This is a genomic window from Sulfolobus acidocaldarius SUSAZ (assembly GCA_000508305.1).
Classification (GTDB): Archaea; Thermoproteota; Thermoprotei_A; order Sulfolobales; family Sulfolobaceae; genus Sulfolobus; species Sulfolobus acidocaldarius_A.
This window is the reverse complement of record CP006977.1, coordinates 22,824-44,293: the sequence shown is the minus strand read 5'-3', so window position 1 is coordinate 44,293 and position 21,470 is coordinate 22,824. Positions and strand designations below refer to the sequence as shown.

The window sequence follows — 21,470 nt, the reverse complement described above, 5'->3', positions numbered from 1 at the left end:
TAAAAACCATAACTGAATATATTTATATCAGATAATCTATGGCTTTAGAAAAAGGAAATGAAGCTCCTGATTTTGAAGGAGATTCGACTATAGGAAAATTGAAACTATCTTCATATAGAGGCAAATCTGTAGTTGTACTATATTTCTATCCTAAGGCATTTACACCTGGTTGTACCAGAGAGACCATAAAATTTGGACAACTTTATGATCAATTTAAACAATTAAATGCGGAAGTTATAGGTGTTAGTGTTGATACAGTTTCAACTCAAAAGAGTTTTGCAGACAAATGCGGTGCCAAATTTCCTATAGTTTCTGATTCAAACAAACAAATAGCTAAATTATACGGTGTTCTAAACGAGAAGGGCTCCAGTGCTCAGAGAGTAACCTTTATCATAGACGAAAACGGAAAAATCATAGACGTATTGAGCGGTCTAGGAAATGCAGAAGAACATGCAAACAAATCACTTGAAATCATTAAAAGAATTAGAGGTAAAGTCTAAGTATCTAAAATCCTTTTATACACTTTTTTCTTGAACACTTCCAGAGGTTCATTAATTACCTTAGGAATGTTTTCTATTATATCTGTTGCAACTAGATGTGCGCCGAGTTTTTCATATGCTATGGATCCTGCTAAACCATTAACGAATGCCCCCAAGTAAGCAGAAGTGAATGGAGATAGCTTTTGAGCCATAAATGAGGCAATTATTCCTGTCAATGTATCCCCAGTACCGCCCACTGCCATTCCAGGATTTCCTGTCTTATTAAGTCTAAATTCTTCCTTTTCTGCTATAATATCGACATAACCCTTAAGGAGTACTACACAATTACATTTCAGCGAACACTCCTTTACTTGTTCAATTCTTTTTCTCGTATTCGAATTAGGCTGAACCCCTGAATAGATCTTAAATTCTCCAGCGTGAGGAGTAATTACTGCATTCGAGAACAATTCCATACCTGCCACTGCTTTTAACGCATCAGCATCTATGACTGAAGGTTTATTCTTCACTTTCAGATATCTAACTATCTCTATGGAAGCATCTATGGTTTCTCTTTCTTGTCCCATACCAGGTCCTACGACGACAACGTCAGCTTTATCAATCCACGGTTTTAGCTCATCTAAATTGTCTGTAGATATATTCCTTCCCTTAAGCTTGATAGATATAAGGTCAGGGGAAAAGCTAGAGATGACCTTAGCTGTCTCCTCCGGAGATGCCACATATACTAGATCTGCTCCCGTCCTTAAGGCTCCCAAAGCAGATAGAGTTGGAGCACCGCTAAATGTAAAATTCCCTCCGATAATCAAAACTCTTCCATTATCTCCTTTCTTTGTATTATATTCTCTTTTCTTTACATTAACAATGACATCACCAGGACCAACATATATTTCAGCCTCTTTAGGAATACCTATTTTCTTAATGACCACTTTACTCTCAAATTTTTTTAAGCCTGGTTTAAGATCGTGAAAGGTAACTATTAGGTCGGGAATAACATATTCTCCTTGCTGTTCTTCATCGTCTGCATTTATCCCAGAGGGTACATCTATAGAAACCTTAAAGCCAGAGCTCTGATTAAATACTCTAATAGCCGTTCTAAATGGTTCTCTAACCTTGCCGGAAAATCCCGTGCCTAACATAGCATCTATAAGCACGTCAGCTTTAACTGGTTGCAATTCGTCAGTATCTTTAATCAGTTTAACTTCTCTGATTGAGTAATCCATTTCGTATATTGCATTCAAGTTAATGATTGCGTCCGGATGTTTGTTCTCCCCTAAAAGTAAAATATGAATCTCTGACCCTTCCGAGGCAAGGTGCCTTGCTACTACTAATCCGTCTCCTCCTTTTCCACCGGTTCCTGCAAATACTACAACTTTTTTAGAATAGTCCAAATTCAATCTCTTCATTATTTCATCTTTCACACTCCTCCCTGCGTTTTCCATCAAGAGTAATGTTGGCACACCTAATGCTTCGCTATTAATTTCAAGGGCTTTCATTCTTTTTGAGGTTATCATACAAATATTCTTAACAGGGAAAGATTTTACTTTTATTCAGTTTCGGGTTACGACATCATTAGTCAGTATTGGAGTTAATCATCATTATTTTAACAAGAGTATATTAGCTATGAATACAATTTAAAGGTGATGAAGGGAACACAGACTGAAATAGGATTAAAAGAGCTTTTTATAGCTAATTCCGAAGACCATCTATTGTTATTATTCTCCTCTCAAAAGCTGGAGGAGATAAACAAAAGGGATGAATCTGAAAAAATTAGAGAAAAAGCCATTGTTGAATTAGGTCACGCTAGGGGAATATTAGAGAAAATGATAAAGTATTTAGGGTTGGAATATATAACGAATTGGTTCGAAGAGTTAAATAAAAAGGAAAGTGATCAATTAAAAGAGAAGTTTATGCTTACAGCTACAGTTTATATGCTATCAAAATTATTGGCTGAAAAACTTCCTGAAAGGAAGGACGAATTAGAAACCAAATCAAAGGAGAAGTATGAAGATGCAAAGAAATTATACGAGAGAATTTTAGATATAAGTTAAATTTTTTAGAAGAATTTCTAGTTTAATCTTACAAAAATCTCAGGGTTTGTTGAATTACAAAAAAGCTAATTATATTTAGTATTAAAAAAGCTTAACAAATGCTTATATATTTCCCTTCCGATTATTCATTACGAATACCTATGATATCCAGTAAAGTAGAAAAAATATTAGAAGAATTCTCGATGAAAGAGGGAGAGGAGCACATATCCACATACAACAAGATAGCAATGACAGCAAAAGCAGAAGGATATGCTGACATAGAAGCAATGCTATGCGCATTTGCTGAAGAAGAAGCAAAAATTGCAGAAACTGTAGGAAAAGTAGCCACTGAATTAAAGGTAAAGAAGCTATTGTCTGATTTTGCTACTAAAGAGGGAGAGGAGCACATATCCACATACAACAAGATAGCAATGACAGCAAAAGCAGAAGGATATGCTGACATAGAAGCAATGCTATGCGCATTTGCTGAAGAAGAAGCAAAAATTGCAGAAACTGTAGGAAAAGTAGCTGCATAATATTTTAAAGTTCTTTTTTTACAATTTTCTAATTTCTCATTCTGGTATTACTATCACAGTATAATAAATAGTTATATACTTTTCAGGATAACATCTTAATAAATGACCATAGGATACATTATAGGATCAGCGACTATAAATGAAGCCACTGCTATACTAGAACAAAAAATTAGAGCTGGTTATTACGTGATTCTTGAATATGATGGAGAAAAAATTTTAGGATTAATAACTAATGTCTATACAGGTAGTCCCTTATTAGATGACAATTTGAATGATGTGAAATTTGTACAAAGAATAAAACAACTGGAGGCAAACAAGATCCCGTTTTTCATTAAAGCAAGAATCAAACTACTTTGTAAGTTAGACGGAAAATTCACACAACCAGATTTACCTCCTGTAGCTGGAACACCTGTTAGACTGGCCTCTGATGAAGAGCTTTCAACCGTTTTCTCCGCAGGGGATGTTAGAGTAGGAAAATTAATAGGGAGTAATGTGGAGGTGAAAATTAGACTAAATCCCCTATCTAGACACCTTGCTATTTTGGCAGCAACAGGTTCAGGTAAATCAAATACAGTCGCCATACTATCCCAGAGGCTAGTGGAAATAGGAGGTTCTATCCTAATATTTGACTATCACGGAGAATATTACGATAGTACACTACCCAATTTGAACATCATAGAGCCAAAATTAAATCCCTTATACTTGTCTGTGAATGAATTCGCTACTCTCCTTGAAATTAGGGAAAACGCAAATATTCAGTACAGAATAATAAGAAGGACTTTCAATCAATTGAAAGAAGAAATAAACAATGAAATAAAGGAAGGAAAAACCTCCTTAGCAGAATTAAATAGTAATTTCTTCGAGAGACTAAAAGTGAAAATAGAGGAAGAAGGTAGAAATGAAAAAAGAAAAGAGAGTAAGGATGAGGTTTTGAATAAGGTTGAAGACTTTGCGGAGAGGTACTCAGATATTATTGACATAACATTTGGTGACGTTATAAACAAAATAAAACTAGGCAAGATAAACGTTGTAAATCTTAGCTCCTTGGACGAGGACGCAATAGACGCCATAGTAGCCCATTATTTAAGAAGAATACTAACTTCAAGGAAAGAAAATAAGATAAAGAAAGATTCTGGTTTAAGATTCCCAATACTAACTGTGGTAGAGGAGGCTCACGTCCTATTGTCTAAGGATACAAATACATTAACAAAGAAATGGGCTGGCAGAATAGCGAGAGAAGGAAGGAAGTTTGGTGTAGGACTAATAATTGTTAGTCAGAGACCTAAGGGTCTTGACGAGAACATACTTAGCCAAATGACAAATAAGATAATACTTAAGATAGTTGAGCCAAGTGATAAAAAATATGTGCTAGAAACTAGTGATAACTTGAGTGAGGATTTAGCTGATGGATTGTCCTCTCTGGACACAGGTGAAGCGATAATCATAGGTAATGTGGTTAAACTGCCAACAATAATCAAAATAGACAAGTTCGAAGGTAAATTATCAGGAAGTGATCCAAATCTAACAGAAGAATGGAAGAGAGCTAAGGAAGAAGAAATTGTTCACTCGGATGTTTCTGATTGGGGTTAGATATAATGCAATTACTTCATATTTCAGACACCCATCTAGGTAAAAGACAGTACAACCTTGAATCCAGGGAAAAAGATGTTTATGACACATTTACACAACTAATTGATATAGCAATTAATGAACATGTTAAAGCAGTAATTCATACAGGGGATTTATTTGACGTAAATAACCCGCCTAATAGAGCAAAACTCCATGCAATAAAGGAACTTAAGAGGCTTAAAGACCACAATATTCCTTTTATATGTATAGCAGGAGATCATGATTCACCGAAAAGAAAAGAAGAAATATATCCGCAAAGAATACTAGAAGAATTTAATCTGATAAAAATCCTGCAAAAAATAGATAACAGGGTTAAGTTAGAAAACGTTGAAGTATATGGAATTTCTCACATTTCTAATGTATCTGTTAATGACTTGAAAGAACAGCTAAGCAAAGTTAAACCGGAAACGAGAAAAAGCATACTGATGCTACATCAGGGAATTAGAACCTACTTACCATATCAAGGGGCATGGCAAATTGAGTTATCTGACTTGCCTAAAGGTTTTAGTTTGTATGCAGTTGGTCATCTTCATTCAAGAAGGAAAGACTATCTAGATGGAGGAGCTCTTATTGAAATAGCTGGTTCACCTGATATAATGAGAGAAGAGGAAATCGAAGGTTATCAGAAGAGTAAAAAGGGGGCAACATTAATTGATATGTCGGGAGATTTACCGAGTATTAACTACATTAACGTTGACATAAGAGATCAGTTAGTTTTAGACATTAACGTAGATAATATTGAACAATCTATAGAAAGTGTTATACATACATTAAAGGAAAGTGTGAAAAATAACAAAAAGCCAATTCTACACATAGAACTAGAAGGAACTATACCTATAAGAAAGGACGTTTTAATGACTAAGTTACAGGCTTTAAGGGATTATGTGGAATATTATAGAATATATAAGGATAACATTGTGAGTATTAAGGAGGAGAACCTTAAGACAAAACTTAAGACAACATATTCTTCTTTGAACGATATAATAGCTGACTACCTTAAAGGCATAGGATACGCTGATGAAGAGACTAGGATAATTATTGATATTATAAATGAAGAAGACGAGAAAAAGGTAGAAGAATTACTGAAAAAGTTTGCAGGTGTTGAGGACAAATGATAATTAGAGAGATAAGATTACAAAACTTCCTTAGTCATGAAGATACTACAGTTAAGTTTGAAGGCAGTATAAATGTAATTATTGGAAACAATGGTGCTGGGAAAAGCTCGATAATAGATGGGATACTATTTGGATTGTTCAAAAGAACCAACAGGGACATAGGTAAAAATGAAGAACTCATAAAGAAAGGAAAGAAAAGCGGACAAGTGTCGATAAAATTCGAGATTAATGGTGACACATACCTTATAGATAGAAATATAGGTGAGACGAGTAGAGACACTATATCCTTGTTAAAGGAAGGAAAGATCACCACATTAGCTAGACAATCTACGACTGTTAATAACAAAATAAAGGAGATCCTGGGCTTTGATCATAAAATTTTGATGTCTACAACAATTATAGGTCAGGGTAGTGTAGAAAGTGTATTTTCTGACTTTCCTGAGGTCATGAAAGAATTACTAAAAATTAACAAATTAGAGATGCTCAGAGAAAGTAATGGACCTATACACTCCTTAATAAAAGTGTTAACCGATAGAATAAGAAGCTTACAAAGTATAAAAGATATATTAAAGAGGGAAGAAGCTGAAATAGACAGACTAAAAAAGGAAATAGATGAACTTAAGGTAAAACTAGAAAGCATAGAAAGAGAAGCCAAAGAGAAGGAGAATGAACTAAATCAATATAACCTAGAATTTAATAGAATTAAAGAAATTAAGGTTGAATATGATATCTTATCAGGAAAATTAAGTGTTGTAAATAAAAAAATCGAAGAGATAGCTTTAAGGCTAAAGGATTTCGAAGAGAAGGAAAAAAGATATAATAAAATAGAGACAGAAGTTAAGGAATTAGACGAGAACAGAGAGAAAATAAACACAATAAGTAGTTTTAAGAACGTTCTTGTTCAGATAGACTCCTTAAAATCCCAAATAAATGTTGTAGAAACTGAATTAAAAAGAAAGAAAGAGAAGTTGAAGAGAAAGAAAGAGTTAGAAGAGAAAGAAAAACAATACGAAGAAATAGAAAAAAGAAAGAAAGAGTTAGAAGAGAAAGAAAAACAATACGAAGAAATAGAAAAAAGACTTACATACATACTAAATAATATCGAAAGACAAAAGAAAGAAATAGATAAACTTAACTATGTAGACACACAAGATCTAGAGAATAAAATTAAGGATGTAAATGATAGAATTAACCAAATAGACAATGAACTTAAGGAACTTTTGGATAGAAGAGGAGACTTAAATGGAAGAAAGGAGCAAACACTAAAGATTTACAATAATCTAAATTCAATTGAAGATGATAAGTGCCCCATTTGTGGAAGACCTTTAGATAGCGAGCATAAAGCGAAAATCAGAGAGGAAATAAAAGTACAATTACTTGAGCTAAACAAACAGATTACTACTCTTCAAGCTAAAATAAATTCTCTAAATAAAGAAAGGGAAGAGCTGGAAACTACTAGAAGTAAGCTACAGCTAGAGTTACAGAAAAGGAGTAAAGAGAAAGGTATATACGAAGCTAAACTCAAAGAGTTACAACGACTAGAAGAAGAGAAAAATAAGTTGCAAAACGAAATCCACTCACTTTTATTATATCACCAAGAATTTGAGAATATAGTAGAAAAAGAAAAAGGGCTTATTGATTACCATGAGGAGTATCTTAAGAATTCTGACATATTTGAAGAAGACATACAGGAACAAGAACAGAGACTGAATGAGCTTAACTCTAAACTAAGTGAATTAGAGAAGAGTTATATTGATTATAAAGCTAAATATCAATTCCTGCCAGCTGATTTAAAATCCCTTGTCAATCTAGAAGAGAGTATAAGAAGAAGGATAAGTGAGCTGGAGAAACTTAAAATAGAGTATGAGAGGTTAAAGGAAGAAATTACAAGAATGAAAGGACTAAAGGAAGAGTATGAAAAGTTAAAGGAAGAAGAAGATGCATTACTTAGCCGTATAAGTGAACTTGGATACAGTGAAAAAAAGTATAAAGAGTTAGAGGAGATTATAGACAAACTTTCCAAGATTTTATCAGGTATTGAAGCAGATAAAGGTAAAATAAAGGGAAGCCTAGAAGAAAAGATAAAAAACGTAGAAGAAAAGATAAAAAACGTAGAAGAATTAAGAAATAAAATGAACGAGGAAAGTAAGTTAAACCTAGGCATAAGTAAGCTTCAAAAACTTAGGGAAGTGTTAGATAATAAGCACCTCCAGAGCCACATTATGAATATTGTCAGGAATCAAATAGAGAATAATGTGAACGAAGTAATAGCCAAATTTGATTTATCTTTCTCAGCGGTAGAGATTGATTTTATTGGAAAATCTGAATTATATGTTTATAATGCGTCTGGTCAAAAAATCCACATAAATGCATTAAGTGGTGGTGAAAGAATTTCTATTGCGTTAGCATTGAGGTTAGCTATTGCAAAAGCTCTTATGAATCAATTTTCCACATTAATACTTGATGAACCTACTGTAAATCTTGATGAGTATAGAAAAAAAGAATTAATAGATGTTATACGGAGTGCCATAGAGATTGTTCCTCAAATAATTTTAGTCACACATGATCAAGAATTGATTCAGGCAGGCGACTATATCATAAGAGTGGAGAAGAAGGGAGACACTAGTAAGGTAGAGGTGTCAAGTTATGATAGATAAGGCATATGAAGAACTAATTAAAATGAAGGAGAAAATAATGAGGGATTCGCATGCAATACACAAGGAATTAAGCGAGAGTGTAGAAAGTATTCTTAATGAACTGTGGATTAATTACTCTCCTGAAAGTGTTGAGCATAGTAAGAAGCTATTGGCTATAGATGGAGGTATGTGGGTTAAGGAAACAAGGCAAGGAGTTATATTTATAGTAAATGCTAAAGCGATAGTATTTGAAGGAATAAACGAAATAAATAGTGAGGGTAAGGTATTAGTTCATATTTTTAGTCCAGGTAATTACGCGAAGGAAAGAATAGAATTATTGATGCAACTGCTAGAATTACAATTGGCACTAAAACTAGTAGAAAATGTTGACTATGTTCTTCTAGATGGAAGTTTTAGTAAAAAATTAGGAAGGCATAAATCGGAATTGAAACTAGATTTATTGGATGATATAGTTAGTATTGACAAGATACTATCATTGGAAGAAAAAGACGAAGATAACATGCTAAGATTCCTTATTGCTGAAAATCAATTAGTTTTATCTGAACTAGTATCAAGATATAAGGATAAACTATTATTTATCTCTAAAAACAGTAAGTCTAGTGATTTATTCAAACAGGCTTATTCCGATATAACCATCCTAGAGTTATTCACGCAGGATTGTGGTTATTCAAAGATTCTAGAAAAGAAAATAGATGAAAATTACATTTTATCAAGGAAGGCTAGTAAATTGTTATCAGGCTTAAACTACTATTTTACAAATGTAAGATTGGAACCATCTGAAAGATTATTTAGATTAGATTTCTTCAGTGCCGACAGAATATTTGAGTATTTAAAGGTTCTAAAACCCGTTTCTCTAAAGGGATATCCTTATCCACTTATAAAGGTTCATAAGGATGTGAGGGTTGGTAAAGAGGATAGAGAGAGAATTTACAGCATTCTTGAGATGAAAAGAAAAGACATAAGCTGGTGGCCTAGCCAATTTTATTAAGTAGTTTTCACAAATAATTATTTGGCAGGATCGCCTCTGCAAGTAAGACTATCAGGTCGCTATGAGCAGAGGACCGACAATTATTTTTTAAACAATATTTGGATCAACAGTTTACTTATACGTAGTTTAGATCTTGTCTCCTCAAGTAAATGAATTAGTTCCTCTCTTCGTCTTCTGATGTAAAAATTCTGGTTTGAAAGCGAAGTCTTCTGATCCATAATTATTAACTCCTTCTCTATTTGTTCTCCTAGACTTTCATAGTAAAGTAAAATCTCAAACAGATCGAAAGCTACCCTTCTGCTATCATCTTGCCTTAAAGAAAAATATGGACATATATAACATAAAATTGGATGTGGATCCATTTCGTTATTTGAAATCCATAGTGCTGGAGCTTCTGAATTTACCAGATATTTTCTGCATTTTCCTTCATAGAAGTTACCACAAGAATACTTTTTCCTGTTGCCTTCTTGAATTATTTGGTCGTAGTTTTGTATTTTAGGTGAGACAGACAGATCAATTAAAAGTTCTCTGAACCGCTCCATCTAATATAATTATAACGCGTCTCAGCCTTATATACCAATATTACAAATATTTTATCAAAATACTACACTTAAAATATATTTATTTTAGCACCATACTCTTTTTATTCTAGTTTTTGAGGGAATATTTAGTAATTTTTAAGGAAAATAATTCCTTCCTTGAAAAATAGCTCTTACCTAAATTCATATTCATGTAATTTTCATATCAAAGTATAATAGTCTCAAAACCTTTGTTTTTTAGTATATTGTATACTCATAGATTTTAGATTTTTTTAATAAACAATAAGTTAAATTAAATATATTTACGGTGTATGTTAACATTTAATATATATTCTGTGTATCTCATAGATTATATCAGGTGTTTTTATATATAAAAAATTATAATTGTTACATTGAAACCATGAATTCTTAGAGGTTTATATAGAGTATTATATTGAAATAAAATGTTATCCAATAAACATTTAAAATCACTTAAATTATTTTTAAAATAATTCTGAGTACCGAGAAAAAAATAATTTTAAATTCTACGGAGTTCCTATATAACACGATGGAAGCAGAAATCATAAATGTACTGAGAACACACGGATTAAAAGCGACGCCACAAAGAATATCAATACTTAAACTAGTCCATAATGGAGGACATTTTAATGGAGAGCAGATTTACAACGAATTGAAAAAAATAGAACCAACAATAAGCTTATCGACAGTTTACAATACGCTAAATGCCCTAGAAAAGGCTGGTCTATTGAACTCCTTTGAGGTAGGTGGAGTTACTTGGTATGAAATGAAGAGGGACCTCCACGTAAATGTTTATTGTGAGGATCTAAATACAATAATTGACGTCGATATTAATCTTGACCAGGTATATAAACAATTAATTGAAAAAGGAATTGACGTGAAAAGCCTAAACATAGTCACTGTAGCTAATTGTTCTAAGCTTGGGAAAGATAATCAAAAAGGTATTGCTTAAACTTCTTTTCGTCAGCCTTTAGTACTATTTGTACTGAATTTCTATCTTTAAACTGGTTATACCAATCAATTAGCATAGCCCCTCTCGAATAGGAACATGTCTCAACAGATATACTCTTGTAGACATATGATAGAGCTAAACTATTATCATATGCAATCGAGACGGTTAAAGAGTCTGGATGAACACTCCCTTTAGATCCCACAGATTTGGAATATTCCCGCAAAACCCTATTTACATTTATAAAAAACTCCGACCTTCTATTTCCCAATCTTTCAATTTTTTCCCATTCATTGTCATAAATTGTTGCAGACTCCTCTGTTACTTCCCAGGGTACCACTGTTATATCAAACCCAGCTGAAATTACGATATTTGCAGCCTCAGGATCAACCCAGAAGTTAAACTCTGCTAGGGGAGTGGTATTGCCCTTGGAAAATGCCCCACCCATTATCCAAACCTTCCTAATTCTTTTCACCAAATCATGGTCTTTTAGATATGCAAGAGCCAGATTTGTTAAAGGTGAAACCGCAAGGATTTCAAGCTCTCCATTATATTCTTTTGAAAGCCTTATTATGGCATCTATAGCATGCTCCCTTTCTGGTTTTTTAGTGGGCTCAGGAATTTTCCAGTCGCCCATTCCGTTCTTACCATGAACTTCCTCCACCGTCCTCCACTTACCCAAAATTGGTCTATTGCTTCCTACAAAAACAGGTATATCGGATAGTCCAGAATACTCTAAGGTAAATAGGGCATTTCTAATTTCGTTCTCAAATTTCACGTTACCTGCTACTATTGTGACTCCTTTTACTTCAAAAAAATCTGATGCTAACATAAGTGCTATGATATCATCACTTGCGGTATCACTGTCGAATATAACTTTTCTTTTAGCCATAATCTTATTTTAAATTTAGTGAAACAAAATTTTATTTGAAGTGAATATCATCAGTATAACTCCTTAATTTTTAACATAGAGTGAGTATACACTTTCTGATACAAATGAATTTTTACTTTTTAAAAAATATAATAATATGATTGAAAACATAGAACAAACGGCGAATTTCAAGAGTAATATTTTTAAGTAAAGAAGTCTAACGTCTGCATAATGCAAGTTAGAATATTAAATATTGGTGGTATAAATAGAGAGCTAGTATTATCCCTAGAGAAAGGCATCACTATATACAGAGCACCTAACGCTTACGGGAAAACCTCACTGTCGAAAGCCCTAGTATCCTTGCTGACCAATGAAATTACAGCTGAGGATCTTTTGAATGTATTTAGTGATGAAGGTTTTGTAGAGGTTGAAATGGACGGCAAGAAATATTTTAGAAGACTAAAGAGAATAAAAAATAGAATTTTAGAAGAAAAGAATTTAATAGCTGATGACAAGAACGCAACACTACTATCATACTTCTCACCTGAAAACCCATTGATAGCTAGGATAATAACAGGAGACGAAAATATAGAGTGGTTTATATCTTCAACATCCAGAATTGATGAGTTAAAGCGAAGAAGAGAGAGTCTGATCATGAAATTGGAGGAGGTAAAGAGCAACTACAACAATCTTTTGAGAACTTATGATGATATAAAGAAAATTGCTAATGAATTAGAGAACATCAATCTGGAAATTGAAAGGCTTGAAAAGGAAAAGGAAAATGTGACGGTACAAACGGAGCAGACCATAAAAATAACAAGACAGAATAGAATAGTTGAAATAAGGGAGCGTATCCAGGCTAAAATTAAAGAATTGAAAGAAAAAGAAACTAAAATACAAAAACTAACCCAAGAGTTAGAGGAACTTAATGGAAAAGCTAACATTGAATTAAAGGATAAATTAACAAAAGAAATTCAGGAGATAGATAGAGAGTTAGACTCATTAATTAACAGACAAAACTCAATAGAGATTGAACAAGGTGTATTAACTAGAATATTACAAGATATACAAGAAGCGGAGAGAATACACTCCAGTATGTGCCCAGTTTGTGGAAGTAAAGTAGAGCCAGATTTATGGAAAGTTAGGTTTGAAACCGTAAAGAAGGATATTAATGAATTAGACCGTACAAAGAATGACATCATAAACAATATAAACAAGAAAAAAATGAGAAGAAGCGAGTTATTACAGAAAGTAAAAGAAATTGAAAGAACTGAGGAGTTAATTGCGCAAAAGAGTAAAGCGCTAGAAAATCTGAATATTGAGGCAAGTGTAATAAACAGAACAATTGAGGCTTTGCAGAAACAGTTAAAGAGTCTAGAAGAAAGAGTAGAATCTACTTATGAGGTCGAGAGCAAAGATAATGACATTGACAAGAGAATTGAAGAACTGAGAAAAAGGAGAAGTGAGTTAGAACTTCAATTACAGCAGTTAGGTATTCCTAAGAAGGTCGCAGAGGAGATTGAAAGCCTTAAGAAGCAGATAGATGATATAAACAAGCAGATAGATGATATAAATAGAGAGTATATAAGAAGACTAACTGTAGTCAAGGAAGAATTTGAGACATTATCAAATAGTATATTGAAAGAATTAGAGTTCAATTACACCGCTGAGATAGATGAAAAGTATAGATTGGTAATAAAGAAAGACGGAGTAACTATGGAGTTAAGAAGACTGTCAACGTCAGAAAAAACCACGTTAGCTTTAATACTTATTCTAGTAGGGCTGAAGGAATACTTCAAAGCGCCATTCTTCATAATTGATGAGTCATTTATGACATTCGACCAGAAGAGGTTCTCAAGAGTACTAAAGTACCTGAATGGAATAGTGGATTATGTAATAATCACAAAGAGTGATGAAACACTGCAAGTCAAGACTGAACGACTTTTGGAGACCAGGGAACTTCCAGTTCTCTCATAAGTAATTTGTTTAAATCTGTCTTTACCGCTTCTTCAACATCTGGCGGTACATCAGAGATCTCCGTGAACCAACCAACAGATGCTATCATTCCTAACTCTTCAGCCTTTTGCTTTAACCATAACGCAACAGCTAATCCGGATTTTGTGGGTTTAAAAAGAACTATAGAAGCACTAACAGATGAACTAGCTATTTTAATAGCATGTTTTGAGACTGTTTTCCATCTTGTTTTAGTTATTATTCTAACTAACTCTTTTGCTCTGTCTCTTTCACCAACCGCATAGAATATTATCATAATATCAAAAAATGATTTCAAAGATAAAAAATTACCCTGAACCCGAACCACATCCACAATAACCGTATTCGTCTATCTCTACTCCACAAACTGGGCATATAATTCCTGTGCCTCTAACCTCCTCGGGCTCCTTACCATAAGTCAGATAGTGCGGGTCAATTAATGTTCTTGCTAGATCCCTTATACTTAGAATCCCTTTGACTTTACCATCTTTTCCTATGATAGGCAAATGCCTAAACCCGTGATCTAACATTACTTGCAAGGCTTGATTAGGATCAAAATTCTCTGTGACCCCTATCACATTTCTTGTCATATAATTGCTTACTGTACTGTTTATATTTCCTTCAGCAATAGCTCTTACCAGATCCCTCTCGGTTATTATACCTGAGACCTTACCCTTATGGTCTATTACTATTAATGAGCCTATGTTATGCTTTTTCATTTCCTCTGCTGCAAATCTTACAGAGTCATCTTCTCTTATTACATGAACAGTTTTATTTAAAATAGAATTGAATTGGGTTTGCATAGCATTATTATATTATGTTATGGAAAATAAAAACTTTTCCTTTGTGTTTATACAATCCATTAGTATTACAATCATATTATTATAAATCCTTGGTATAATAGAATGAAAACGGAAATAATCTATTAAAATAATTACCTTCTAAGAGCAGTTTATCGAGAAAAATTTATTTTAAAAGTAACCACATATAGTCTTAACTATGACAGTTATAGTCTTTATAAGGCATGCACAGTCAAATGCAAATACACAACAAATCCTATCTGATGATATAAACTCTTACCCATTAACAGATGAAGGACAAAGACAGGCAAAGAAAGCAGTGGATGAGCTTAGGAAAATTATATTCCTTAATTTTTCTAAGATCTACACAAGTCCGATTCTTAGAGCTTATCAGACAGCTTCTATCCTTTCAGAAGGATTAAACTTAGTTACCGTAATAGACGATAGACTGAAGGAGAGAAGACTTGGAGAATTAAACAACAAGAAGGTAAATATGATTGAGTTAATGAAAAAAATTGCCGAAAATAGATCTAACACACCTAAAGATTTAGAATCATGGGATGAATTGACTAAAAGGATAATAAACTTCACCGAAACAGTCTTAAGTACAAGAGAAAATGCAATCGTTGTATCACATCATGATCCCATAAAATCTCTAATTACTTATGTTCTAGATCTCGATGAATTTTCAGGACTAGGTGTAATATTGCCAAATGCAAGTATGACAATTTTAAAGTGTTTTAATCAGAATGTAAAAGATTGCAGGTTAGTTTCTATTGGTGCCTTAACTTTAACTAATGAGATTTTAATGAAACTTAAATCTTAGATTCCTGTCTTTTAGAACATACATAACTCTATCTCTCACGCTTAAGGGCACACTATCAAATACTACAGTATCTACGTTCTCCTTACACTTCTCCACAGCTTCTGTAATGGTAGTATCTTTCATTGAAGCTAAATAGTACTTAGAAATTATATGACCAATACAGACTCTTTCTCCTAGCTTGGAGAAATATGGAGCATAGTGTGGACCACCAAAGCCTACTATAATCTCTTCGCAATACAGTGACGATACATTATCTATAGCTGATAAGGTAGATTCCACTAAACTCTTTACTATCTTCTCGTTACCCCAATAGGTAGGGTCACTTCCAACTTCAACAAATACTATAGGAACTTTCTGGTATGTAGGTCCGTGATGAGTAGCCTCTAAAGTTTTCTGTATAGGTATATCAAGTTTATTAATTTCTCTAAAAATTGCTGTTAACAAGCTGGGAAATGCAACCCCTAATTTTTCCGGTTCTCCGCCTAACACCTGAGAGCTTGGATTTCCTGGATAATGAACTGTGAGTGCCGGGGTCTTAGACGAACTCTGGTGTCTCGAAAATATGACTATAGCATCACCTCTCTCAAATCTGAAATCAACCTCATCTTCGTCAATTTCCTCAAATTTATATCCTAATTTTTTAATAGTTTCTCCGACAGGATCCCTTGTTGAAACTATAATTGAGATGTTCATGATTTGCCAAGAAAGTTATTTATACACTATTATTTTATGTTTATGGGAAAAATATAATTCCTAGTATAGCCTATTAACTAATTATGCCTAAGACCAAGAACAGTCCTGTAATTGAACTAAATTCAAGTAATTTTAATTCATTTGTAGAATCTCATAAAATCGCTGTGGTGGATTTTTGGGCTGAATGGTGTGCTCCATGTTTTGTCCTTTCCCCAATAATTGAGGAATTGGCGTCTGAGTATACTCAAATAGGCTTTGGAAAAGTAAATGCTGATGAAAATAGTGATATAGCCAACCAATTTGGTATAATGAGTTTACCCACAGTGCTCATATTTAAAAATGGTAAGGTCGTTGACACAATAGTGGGTGCAGTTCCCAGAGATACTATCGAAAATAAGCTAAAGTCTGTTTTAGGTGAATAGTAATTGAAACCACTGCTAATTGGAATTGACAGTTTAAGCTACTCCAGTTTTATGAAGTGTCAACCACGTGTTCTATTGACTCTCTTTAATGACATTAACAGAGGAGTGGTTGTTAATAGGACACTTAATAAGCATCCTGCCCAAGCATGGCTAAGTATTCTGGATATGGAGATCAATCACGGTGTAAACACTTTTTTGAGTAGTGTTGGTAAGCTAAAATTAGTGGAAATGACCGGTGCGACTCTAGTTAATATACCTATTACTAACCCTACCTACGGAGAGATAGGGATAGATTATAAAGCTGAAGTGGAAATTGAAAAAGAAATAGAATTAGTTAAGAAAAGTATATTATCTAAAATTCAGGAGAAGCCGGTTATAGCTGACATTACCGCGCTAGATAGAATACTGAGTTCAAATACTAAAATAGATAAATGTAAGTTATATGAGAAGGTTGATAGATTTATTGGTGAACTTTTGAGTAAGGTAGATGATTTCATATTATTTTCACCATACGGAGAGCCTACTAAAGAAAATATACATGAGGAACACGGTGTCTATTTAGCTACTGTGGAGAGACCAAATAGCAGGAGACCACTTGAGCTATTAGAAATAAGTTTACAGTTTCTGAAGTTAAATAAAGGAACAAAAATTTACTAATCCACCTTATTATAGAAAGGATAAAGTGCCGCTATTACTGGTTGTACATAAAGCTCTTTTCTGTTGATGACTTTAGTTAGATATCCTATGGCACCTTCATTCTCCCTACTCCCTTTTGTAGAGAAAACTATATCCGTAGCCTCTCCCAACTCCTTCCCTTGAAATATAAGGGATGTTATACTTGTTGGTAGTGTAAAGGAAGTAGAAAACGAAAAATTCTCGAGACCATTTCTATTTACAGCATAGACCACTGCAAACGCCATTAACCTATTCTCGTAGCTAAATACTCCCCCTTCTATTCCTATACCTATATCAGAATCAGTCTGTTTTAAGGATTTAACCGCTCTATTTCTGGCTCCTATGAAAGTCTGATGACCAAAGGGCTGTAGTGGAACTTCAGGACTTACTTCCACAGAAATAACTTCAGCATTCAAACCTATACGCATTATCGCCTCATGAACAGCCTCTATTTTTACCTTATTCTTGGAACCAATTGAAACAAGCATTTTTTAGATCACTTATTGATATAGAGTTATGACAACAATAAAAATTGGTCCATTAGCGGACTCAGGTGATCTGTATCCGTTTATACCGCTTATAGAGGGAATGGTAAAGCCAGAGGGAATCAATCTAGAATTCGAAATAATCTCTACAGTTCAGGATACTAATGAAAAAGTTCTAAAGAAGGATGTAGATGTCGCCGTACCTTCTGCTGCTATGTATCCATATATACAAAATGATTATTATATCCTCGGAGAGGCTGTTGCGTCTGCAATAGACGGGATAACTGGTATGCCTGTGATATCCATTAATCCCATTAAGGTAGATGAAATAAAAAACTCCAGGTTAATAGTGCATGGTCATAATACAACTGCTTTTACTCTTTATAAACTCCTTATTGGCAAGTACAGGAAACTTGTTATAATAAAGAATGTTCTTGATGAGATCAAGGCACTTGGGAAGGAAGGAGATGTGTTAGTCGCAGTTCATGAGTTGAAGATGATGTATGCACTGGAAAAACTAGGTGTAAAAGTCAATAGAATAATAAGTATGTGGGATCTATGGAAACAGTTAGCAGGAGATACACCAATGCCTATGGGATTAGTTGTAATCAGTAAGGACATTGGTAGAGAATTAGCTATGAAGTTTAAGGAGGCTTATGTGAAAAGTAAGCATTATGCAGAGAAGCATATAGATGAAATAATTAAAATAGATGCCAGGATAATGGCTGATGCCCATAAGACAAATTTAGATGAGGAGATTATAAGGAAGACCATATGGGCTGACATACAGGAGTATAATGTGCCACTTCCAGAGGTTAAAAGAGGTTTGGAGAAATTCTATTCTGTAACATATGAAAGGGGTATTTTACCTAAAGTATTTAATATAGATTTGATTTGAAAAATTTCCATGACCAAAACAAACATTTTTTATACATCAGTTTTTACACATCAATAATGCAACAGTTTTTAATGTTTAATCCACGATTATGGGAGTTTCTTTCAATTAATCCTTTCGATTTCGGATTTAATAATTATGCCCCCGCAACATTAGTAAGGCACGAATTTGAAAACCTAATAAGTATATTAAAGGAAAATGGAGACGTAATAGATCTGTGTAATATAGCCGAAAAGGATAAGTTGTTAGATATAATTCATGATACAATAAGCGTAGACGTCGAAAATTCGTCATGCAAAAATAATCTCAAAAAAAGCTTAGTTAATAACGACAGGGAGGAATTATGCAAAATCTTTATTTTGAACCCCTCAATCATCCTTAATGAGGAGGGTAAAGTTTCTAAAAATAGAATATTAGTTCACAACATGAGGGCTGAACTCCTTTGGTTACACAGACATATTATGTACGCTAAAAATAAACTGACCATTAGCTATCCATCAACTTTTTCTGATAACGCCATGACAAAGTTCCTTAGAGATACTCTTGAAAAATTTTCTAAAGAAATAATATTAGTAAACTATCCTCCAGCCCTGTTAAATTTAGATGATGTAACAATCTTAGGAGATCAAATGTTACTAGCGCAAATCTCTTCCTCAACTAATGCAGATGGGTTTTTAACGCTTTTTTCACTTAATTTTCCACAAATTGCTGAGGTATTTTCGGACTTTAGCGGAGATGAAACGCCATTATCTTCTATATTGAGACTAATCTCTCAAGATTATGTCCTTACAAATCTAAATATATCAGAAAAGATCAAACTGAACATCTATGAAAGGGAGAGAGAAAAATACGTCTTAAAGGGAAAAACAAGTCTGAGAGAATTCCTCAGGAAGGTTAACCTAAAAATCATTGATGTGAGCGTTCAAGATATAAATAAAGGTCTTTTATCATTCCTAGAGGTTAATGATAAGACATTATTGGTTAAAGACCTTAAGGATGACGGTAGCAATGGGATTTTCAAAAATTTGGGATACGATATAGTTAAAATACAGATGGATAATTTAGCTCCTGATCATAGGGGACCTAATAACTTAATTGTCAAAATTACGGAATGAGATTTCATGATGATAAAGTATGTAAGAAATCTTCATCAGCTTTACTCTTTCATTATTAAAGCTAAGATTTCGTTTAGGACTTGTACTTAAACCAAAAATTTATAATGATTACAGGAAATTTTAAATTTTACCGGTAGAAATAAAATATTATGAGTAATGATAAAGAATATTCAATTGATTCTTTTACAAATCTGATTAAAGCTTTATTCAAATATGATAATTGGTATCTTGGAGGTTTTATAATAGTTTTCATTTTATTTATAGTCTTTGATATAATATTTTTCACACCTAGATAACACGTTCGTTGCTGAATTTCTCCCCGCCATAAAGGGCGAGGCTTCCCTCATGTTGTAAAGAAAAGCTATTTATTTTTTCAAGTTTCTTATTTTATAGTGTGGGAGTGATTGGGAAGAATAAATATAGCTGCAGATGAAAAGCTAGTGAAAGAATTAGAGCAAGAGGCAAAGAAAAAAGGCTATACTATGTATGCTGTTACAAATCTAGCTATTCAGGCTATGGTTGAGGCACTTAGAGAGGGAAATGCGGAAACGTTGTTATCTTTAATTGAGTACTATAAAATAGTTAAAGACTTAGAGCTTATACCAGTGACCACGTGGTATCTTGAAAATCTAATAAGGATAGCATATGAACATGATTCGAATAGAGTTACAGAGATATGCGAATCAGCAGGCATACAGCTAGCTTCTTACTTAAAAACCAAGGTTACTGGTCTTAATGATATAATAAATATTTATAATAAAATCAGAACCATACTACCTGTTAAGGATGTATTTCTCAAACAGGACGAAGACGGAATAGTAATAAGAATTACGGGCTCTGGATTTGGGTTAGAGTCAACAACCTGTGCTTCTGTTATATTTAGAAAAATATTAGAGGAGTATGGCTTTAGAGTAAATCAAGTCTCAGCTACACCCGGAGGAATAATAGTCTATAAGATAGCATTACTATCAGCTAAAGAACCCTGAACAGGCTAATGAGACTCTGCATATGACTTGATGAGTTTCTAAAACATTTTTACTTATTGAGAGAAAATCACTAGCCGATTCCTTAACTTCAGATGAAAAATCCCCATGAGCAAATCCACCTACTCCAAATAGCACATTTTGATGAATGAGTTTGCATAAATCAGTAGGATTTACTTTTCTTCCACTTTCACTTAACACTATTAGAGAAGAGTATTTTCTAGAGAGATCCTTTAATTTAAGGTTAGTAATTTGCATTAGAGACCTATCACCCTTTGGAGGAATTTTGCCCTCTAGCAATAACTGTTCCATTAATCCTACAAACCTGTTGTAGTTTTTAGGTGGTCTCATTTGCCTATCAACAAATATTATTTTACCGTCAATTGTATGTACAAATAGATCTCCTCTAATCTCCTCTTCAAGGGTTAAAAATAACAATAATGCAAAATGAACTATATCTGGTCTTCCTCTCTTATTCACATTCTCTAAGTTTCTCATAGCCTTGTAATGCAATGAAATATCAAGTAAGGTATTTTCTGCCTTTTTACCCCTTCTTACAGCATTTTTAACAACAGCAGGGTGAGATATAATCTCTCGAGGAACAAGTTCTAACGCAGAATCTAACAATATAAGATTTAATCTCACGATAAAAAATACTAAAAAATGAAGGTAAAAAATTTAAAACCCTATAAGAGGAGGTCATTAGAACTCATTGAGATGGCAATTGATATGACGAAGAATAGAGAGTATCAGCTTGC

The 21,470-nt window shown here is 33.5% G+C and carries 24 protein-coding genes; 16 read left to right on the top strand and 8 right to left on the bottom strand.

Annotated features, from left to right (window positions below; all coding sequences use genetic code 11):
• Positions 1-38: 38 nt before the first annotated feature.
• Positions 39-500: an alkyl hydroperoxide reductase gene (locus SUSAZ_00270; protein ID AHC50583.1), complete on the top strand. Its 462-nt coding sequence runs from the start codon at positions 39-41 to the stop codon at positions 498-500.
• Here SUSAZ_00270 and SUSAZ_00265 read toward each other — a convergent pair.
• Positions 497-2,008, bottom strand: a complete 1,512-nt coding sequence (locus SUSAZ_00265) for a carbohydrate kinase (GenBank protein ID AHC50582.1) — start codon at positions 2,006-2,008, stop codon at positions 497-499. The two genes, SUSAZ_00270 and SUSAZ_00265, sit on opposite strands and share 4 nt — an antisense overlap.
• Positions 2,009-2,137: 129 nt before the next feature.
• Here SUSAZ_00265 and SUSAZ_00260 point away from each other — a divergent pair, with 129 nt between their 5' ends.
• The 6 genes from SUSAZ_00260 to SUSAZ_00235 all read left to right on the top strand — a co-directional run bounded on the left by SUSAZ_00260 (position 2,138) and on the right by SUSAZ_00235 (position 9,449).
• Positions 2,138-2,545 (top strand): hypothetical protein, encoded by a 408-nt coding sequence (locus SUSAZ_00260; protein ID AHC50581.1) that lies wholly within the window; start codon positions 2,138-2,140, stop codon positions 2,543-2,545.
• Positions 2,546-2,685: 140 nt separating this feature from the next.
• Complete coding sequence (locus tag SUSAZ_00255; GenBank protein ID AHC50580.1) at positions 2,686-3,060, top strand: rubrerythrin; 375 nt, start codon at positions 2,686-2,688, stop codon at positions 3,058-3,060.
• 102 nt (positions 3,061-3,162) lie between these two features.
• A complete protein-coding gene (locus SUSAZ_00250; protein AHC50579.1) occupies positions 3,163-4,650 on the top strand; it encodes a HerA recombination helicase like protein in 1,488 nt (495 codons plus the stop codon).
• 5 nt (positions 4,651-4,655) lie between these two features.
• On the top strand, positions 4,656-5,804 hold the full coding sequence (locus SUSAZ_00245) for a metallophosphoesterase (GenBank protein AHC50578.1): 1,149 nt from the start codon (positions 4,656-4,658) through the stop codon (positions 5,802-5,804).
• Entirely contained in the window at positions 5,801-8,461 is a 2,661-nt protein-coding gene (locus SUSAZ_00240) for a double-stranded DNA repair protein Rad50 (protein AHC50577.1), read from the top strand. The genes SUSAZ_00245 and SUSAZ_00240 overlap by 4 nt, the downstream gene beginning before the upstream one ends.
• On the top strand, positions 8,451-9,449 hold the full coding sequence (locus SUSAZ_00235) for a hypothetical protein (protein AHC52384.1): 999 nt from the start codon (positions 8,451-8,453) through the stop codon (positions 9,447-9,449). Before SUSAZ_00240 ends, SUSAZ_00235 begins: the two co-directional genes overlap by 11 nt.
• Before the next feature lie 80 nt (positions 9,450-9,529).
• On the opposite strand, the gene SUSAZ_00230 is transcribed toward SUSAZ_00235, so the two are convergent.
• Positions 9,530-9,991: a hypothetical protein gene (locus tag SUSAZ_00230; protein AHC50576.1), complete on the bottom strand. Its 462-nt coding sequence runs from the start codon at positions 9,989-9,991 to the stop codon at positions 9,530-9,532.
• Between the two features lie 544 nt (positions 9,992-10,535).
• On the opposite strand from SUSAZ_00230, the gene SUSAZ_00225 reads away from it, so the two are divergent.
• A complete protein-coding gene (locus SUSAZ_00225; protein ID AHC50575.1) occupies positions 10,536-10,958 on the top strand; it encodes a Fur family transcriptional regulator in 423 nt (140 codons plus the stop codon).
• Here SUSAZ_00225 and SUSAZ_00220 read toward each other — a convergent pair.
• Positions 10,921-11,847: a nucleoside hydrolase gene (locus SUSAZ_00220; protein ID AHC50574.1), complete on the bottom strand. Its 927-nt coding sequence runs from the start codon at positions 11,845-11,847 to the stop codon at positions 10,921-10,923. The genes SUSAZ_00225 and SUSAZ_00220 overlap by 38 nt on opposite strands.
• Before the next feature lie 210 nt (positions 11,848-12,057).
• Between SUSAZ_00220 and SUSAZ_00215 the strand changes: the two genes are divergently transcribed.
• Positions 12,058-13,803 carry a hypothetical protein gene (locus SUSAZ_00215; protein ID AHC50573.1) on the top strand — a complete coding sequence of 582 codons (1,746 nt, stop codon included), beginning with the start codon at positions 12,058-12,060 and terminating at the stop codon, positions 13,801-13,803.
• On the opposite strand, the gene SUSAZ_00210 is transcribed toward SUSAZ_00215, so the two are convergent.
• Both SUSAZ_00210 and SUSAZ_00205 read right to left on the bottom strand, forming a co-directional pair.
• Complete coding sequence (locus SUSAZ_00210) at positions 13,754-14,095, bottom strand: hypothetical protein (GenBank protein ID AHC50572.1); 342 nt, start codon at positions 14,093-14,095, stop codon at positions 13,754-13,756. The two genes, SUSAZ_00215 and SUSAZ_00210, sit on opposite strands and share 50 nt — an antisense overlap.
• A 31-nt stretch (positions 14,096-14,126) precedes the next feature.
• Positions 14,127-14,621, bottom strand: coding sequence for a hypothetical protein (locus SUSAZ_00205; protein ID AHC50571.1), 495 nt, complete (start codon positions 14,619-14,621; stop codon positions 14,127-14,129).
• A 196-nt stretch (positions 14,622-14,817) separates the two neighbouring features.
• Here SUSAZ_00205 and SUSAZ_00200 point away from each other — a divergent pair, with 196 nt between their 5' ends.
• Complete coding sequence (locus tag SUSAZ_00200; GenBank protein AHC50570.1) at positions 14,818-15,444, top strand: phosphoglycerate mutase; 627 nt, start codon at positions 14,818-14,820, stop codon at positions 15,442-15,444.
• Here SUSAZ_00200 and SUSAZ_00195 read toward each other — a convergent pair.
• Positions 15,424-16,137 (bottom strand): D-tyrosyl-tRNA(Tyr) deacylase, encoded by a 714-nt coding sequence (locus tag SUSAZ_00195; GenBank protein ID AHC50569.1) that lies wholly within the window; start codon positions 16,135-16,137, stop codon positions 15,424-15,426. The genes SUSAZ_00200 and SUSAZ_00195 overlap by 21 nt on opposite strands.
• Before the next feature lie 83 nt (positions 16,138-16,220).
• Between SUSAZ_00195 and SUSAZ_00190 the strand changes: the two genes are divergently transcribed.
• Positions 16,221-16,559, top strand: a complete 339-nt coding sequence (locus SUSAZ_00190; GenBank protein ID AHC50568.1) for a thioredoxin — start codon at positions 16,221-16,223, stop codon at positions 16,557-16,559.
• A gap of 3 nt (positions 16,560-16,562) precedes the next feature.
• Positions 16,563-17,216, top strand: a complete 654-nt coding sequence (locus SUSAZ_00185) for a hypothetical protein (GenBank protein ID AHC50567.1) — start codon at positions 16,563-16,565, stop codon at positions 17,214-17,216.
• Here the strand turns inward: SUSAZ_00185 and SUSAZ_00180 are convergent.
• Entirely contained in the window at positions 17,213-17,722 is a 510-nt protein-coding gene (locus SUSAZ_00180) for a non-canonical purine NTP phosphatase (protein ID AHC50566.1), read from the bottom strand. The genes SUSAZ_00185 and SUSAZ_00180 overlap by 4 nt on opposite strands.
• Positions 17,723-17,750: 28 nt before the next feature.
• On the opposite strand from SUSAZ_00180, the gene SUSAZ_00175 reads away from it, so the two are divergent.
• From SUSAZ_00175 to SUSAZ_00160, 4 genes are all read left to right on the top strand, one after another.
• Positions 17,751-18,617 (top strand): ABC transporter substrate-binding protein, encoded by an 867-nt coding sequence (locus tag SUSAZ_00175; protein AHC50565.1) that lies wholly within the window; start codon positions 17,751-17,753, stop codon positions 18,615-18,617.
• Positions 18,618-18,688: 71 nt separating this feature from the next.
• The gene (locus SUSAZ_00170) at positions 18,689-19,729 is read left to right on the top strand and encodes a hypothetical protein (GenBank protein ID AHC52383.1); all 1,041 of its coding nucleotides are present in this window, start codon (positions 18,689-18,691) and stop codon (positions 19,727-19,729) included.
• A 149-nt stretch (positions 19,730-19,878) separates the two neighbouring features.
• Positions 19,879-20,025: a hypothetical protein gene (locus SUSAZ_00165; protein ID AHC50564.1), complete on the top strand. Its 147-nt coding sequence runs from the start codon at positions 19,879-19,881 to the stop codon at positions 20,023-20,025.
• Positions 20,026-20,133: 108 nt separating this feature from the next.
• On the top strand, positions 20,134-20,715 hold the full coding sequence (locus SUSAZ_00160) for a hypothetical protein (protein ID AHC50563.1): 582 nt from the start codon (positions 20,134-20,136) through the stop codon (positions 20,713-20,715).
• Here SUSAZ_00160 and SUSAZ_00155 read toward each other — a convergent pair.
• A complete protein-coding gene (locus SUSAZ_00155; GenBank protein ID AHC50562.1) occupies positions 20,698-21,357 on the bottom strand; it encodes a 16S rRNA methyltransferase in 660 nt (219 codons plus the stop codon). The genes SUSAZ_00160 and SUSAZ_00155 overlap by 18 nt on opposite strands.
• Between the last annotated feature and the right edge of the window lie 113 nt (positions 21,358-21,470).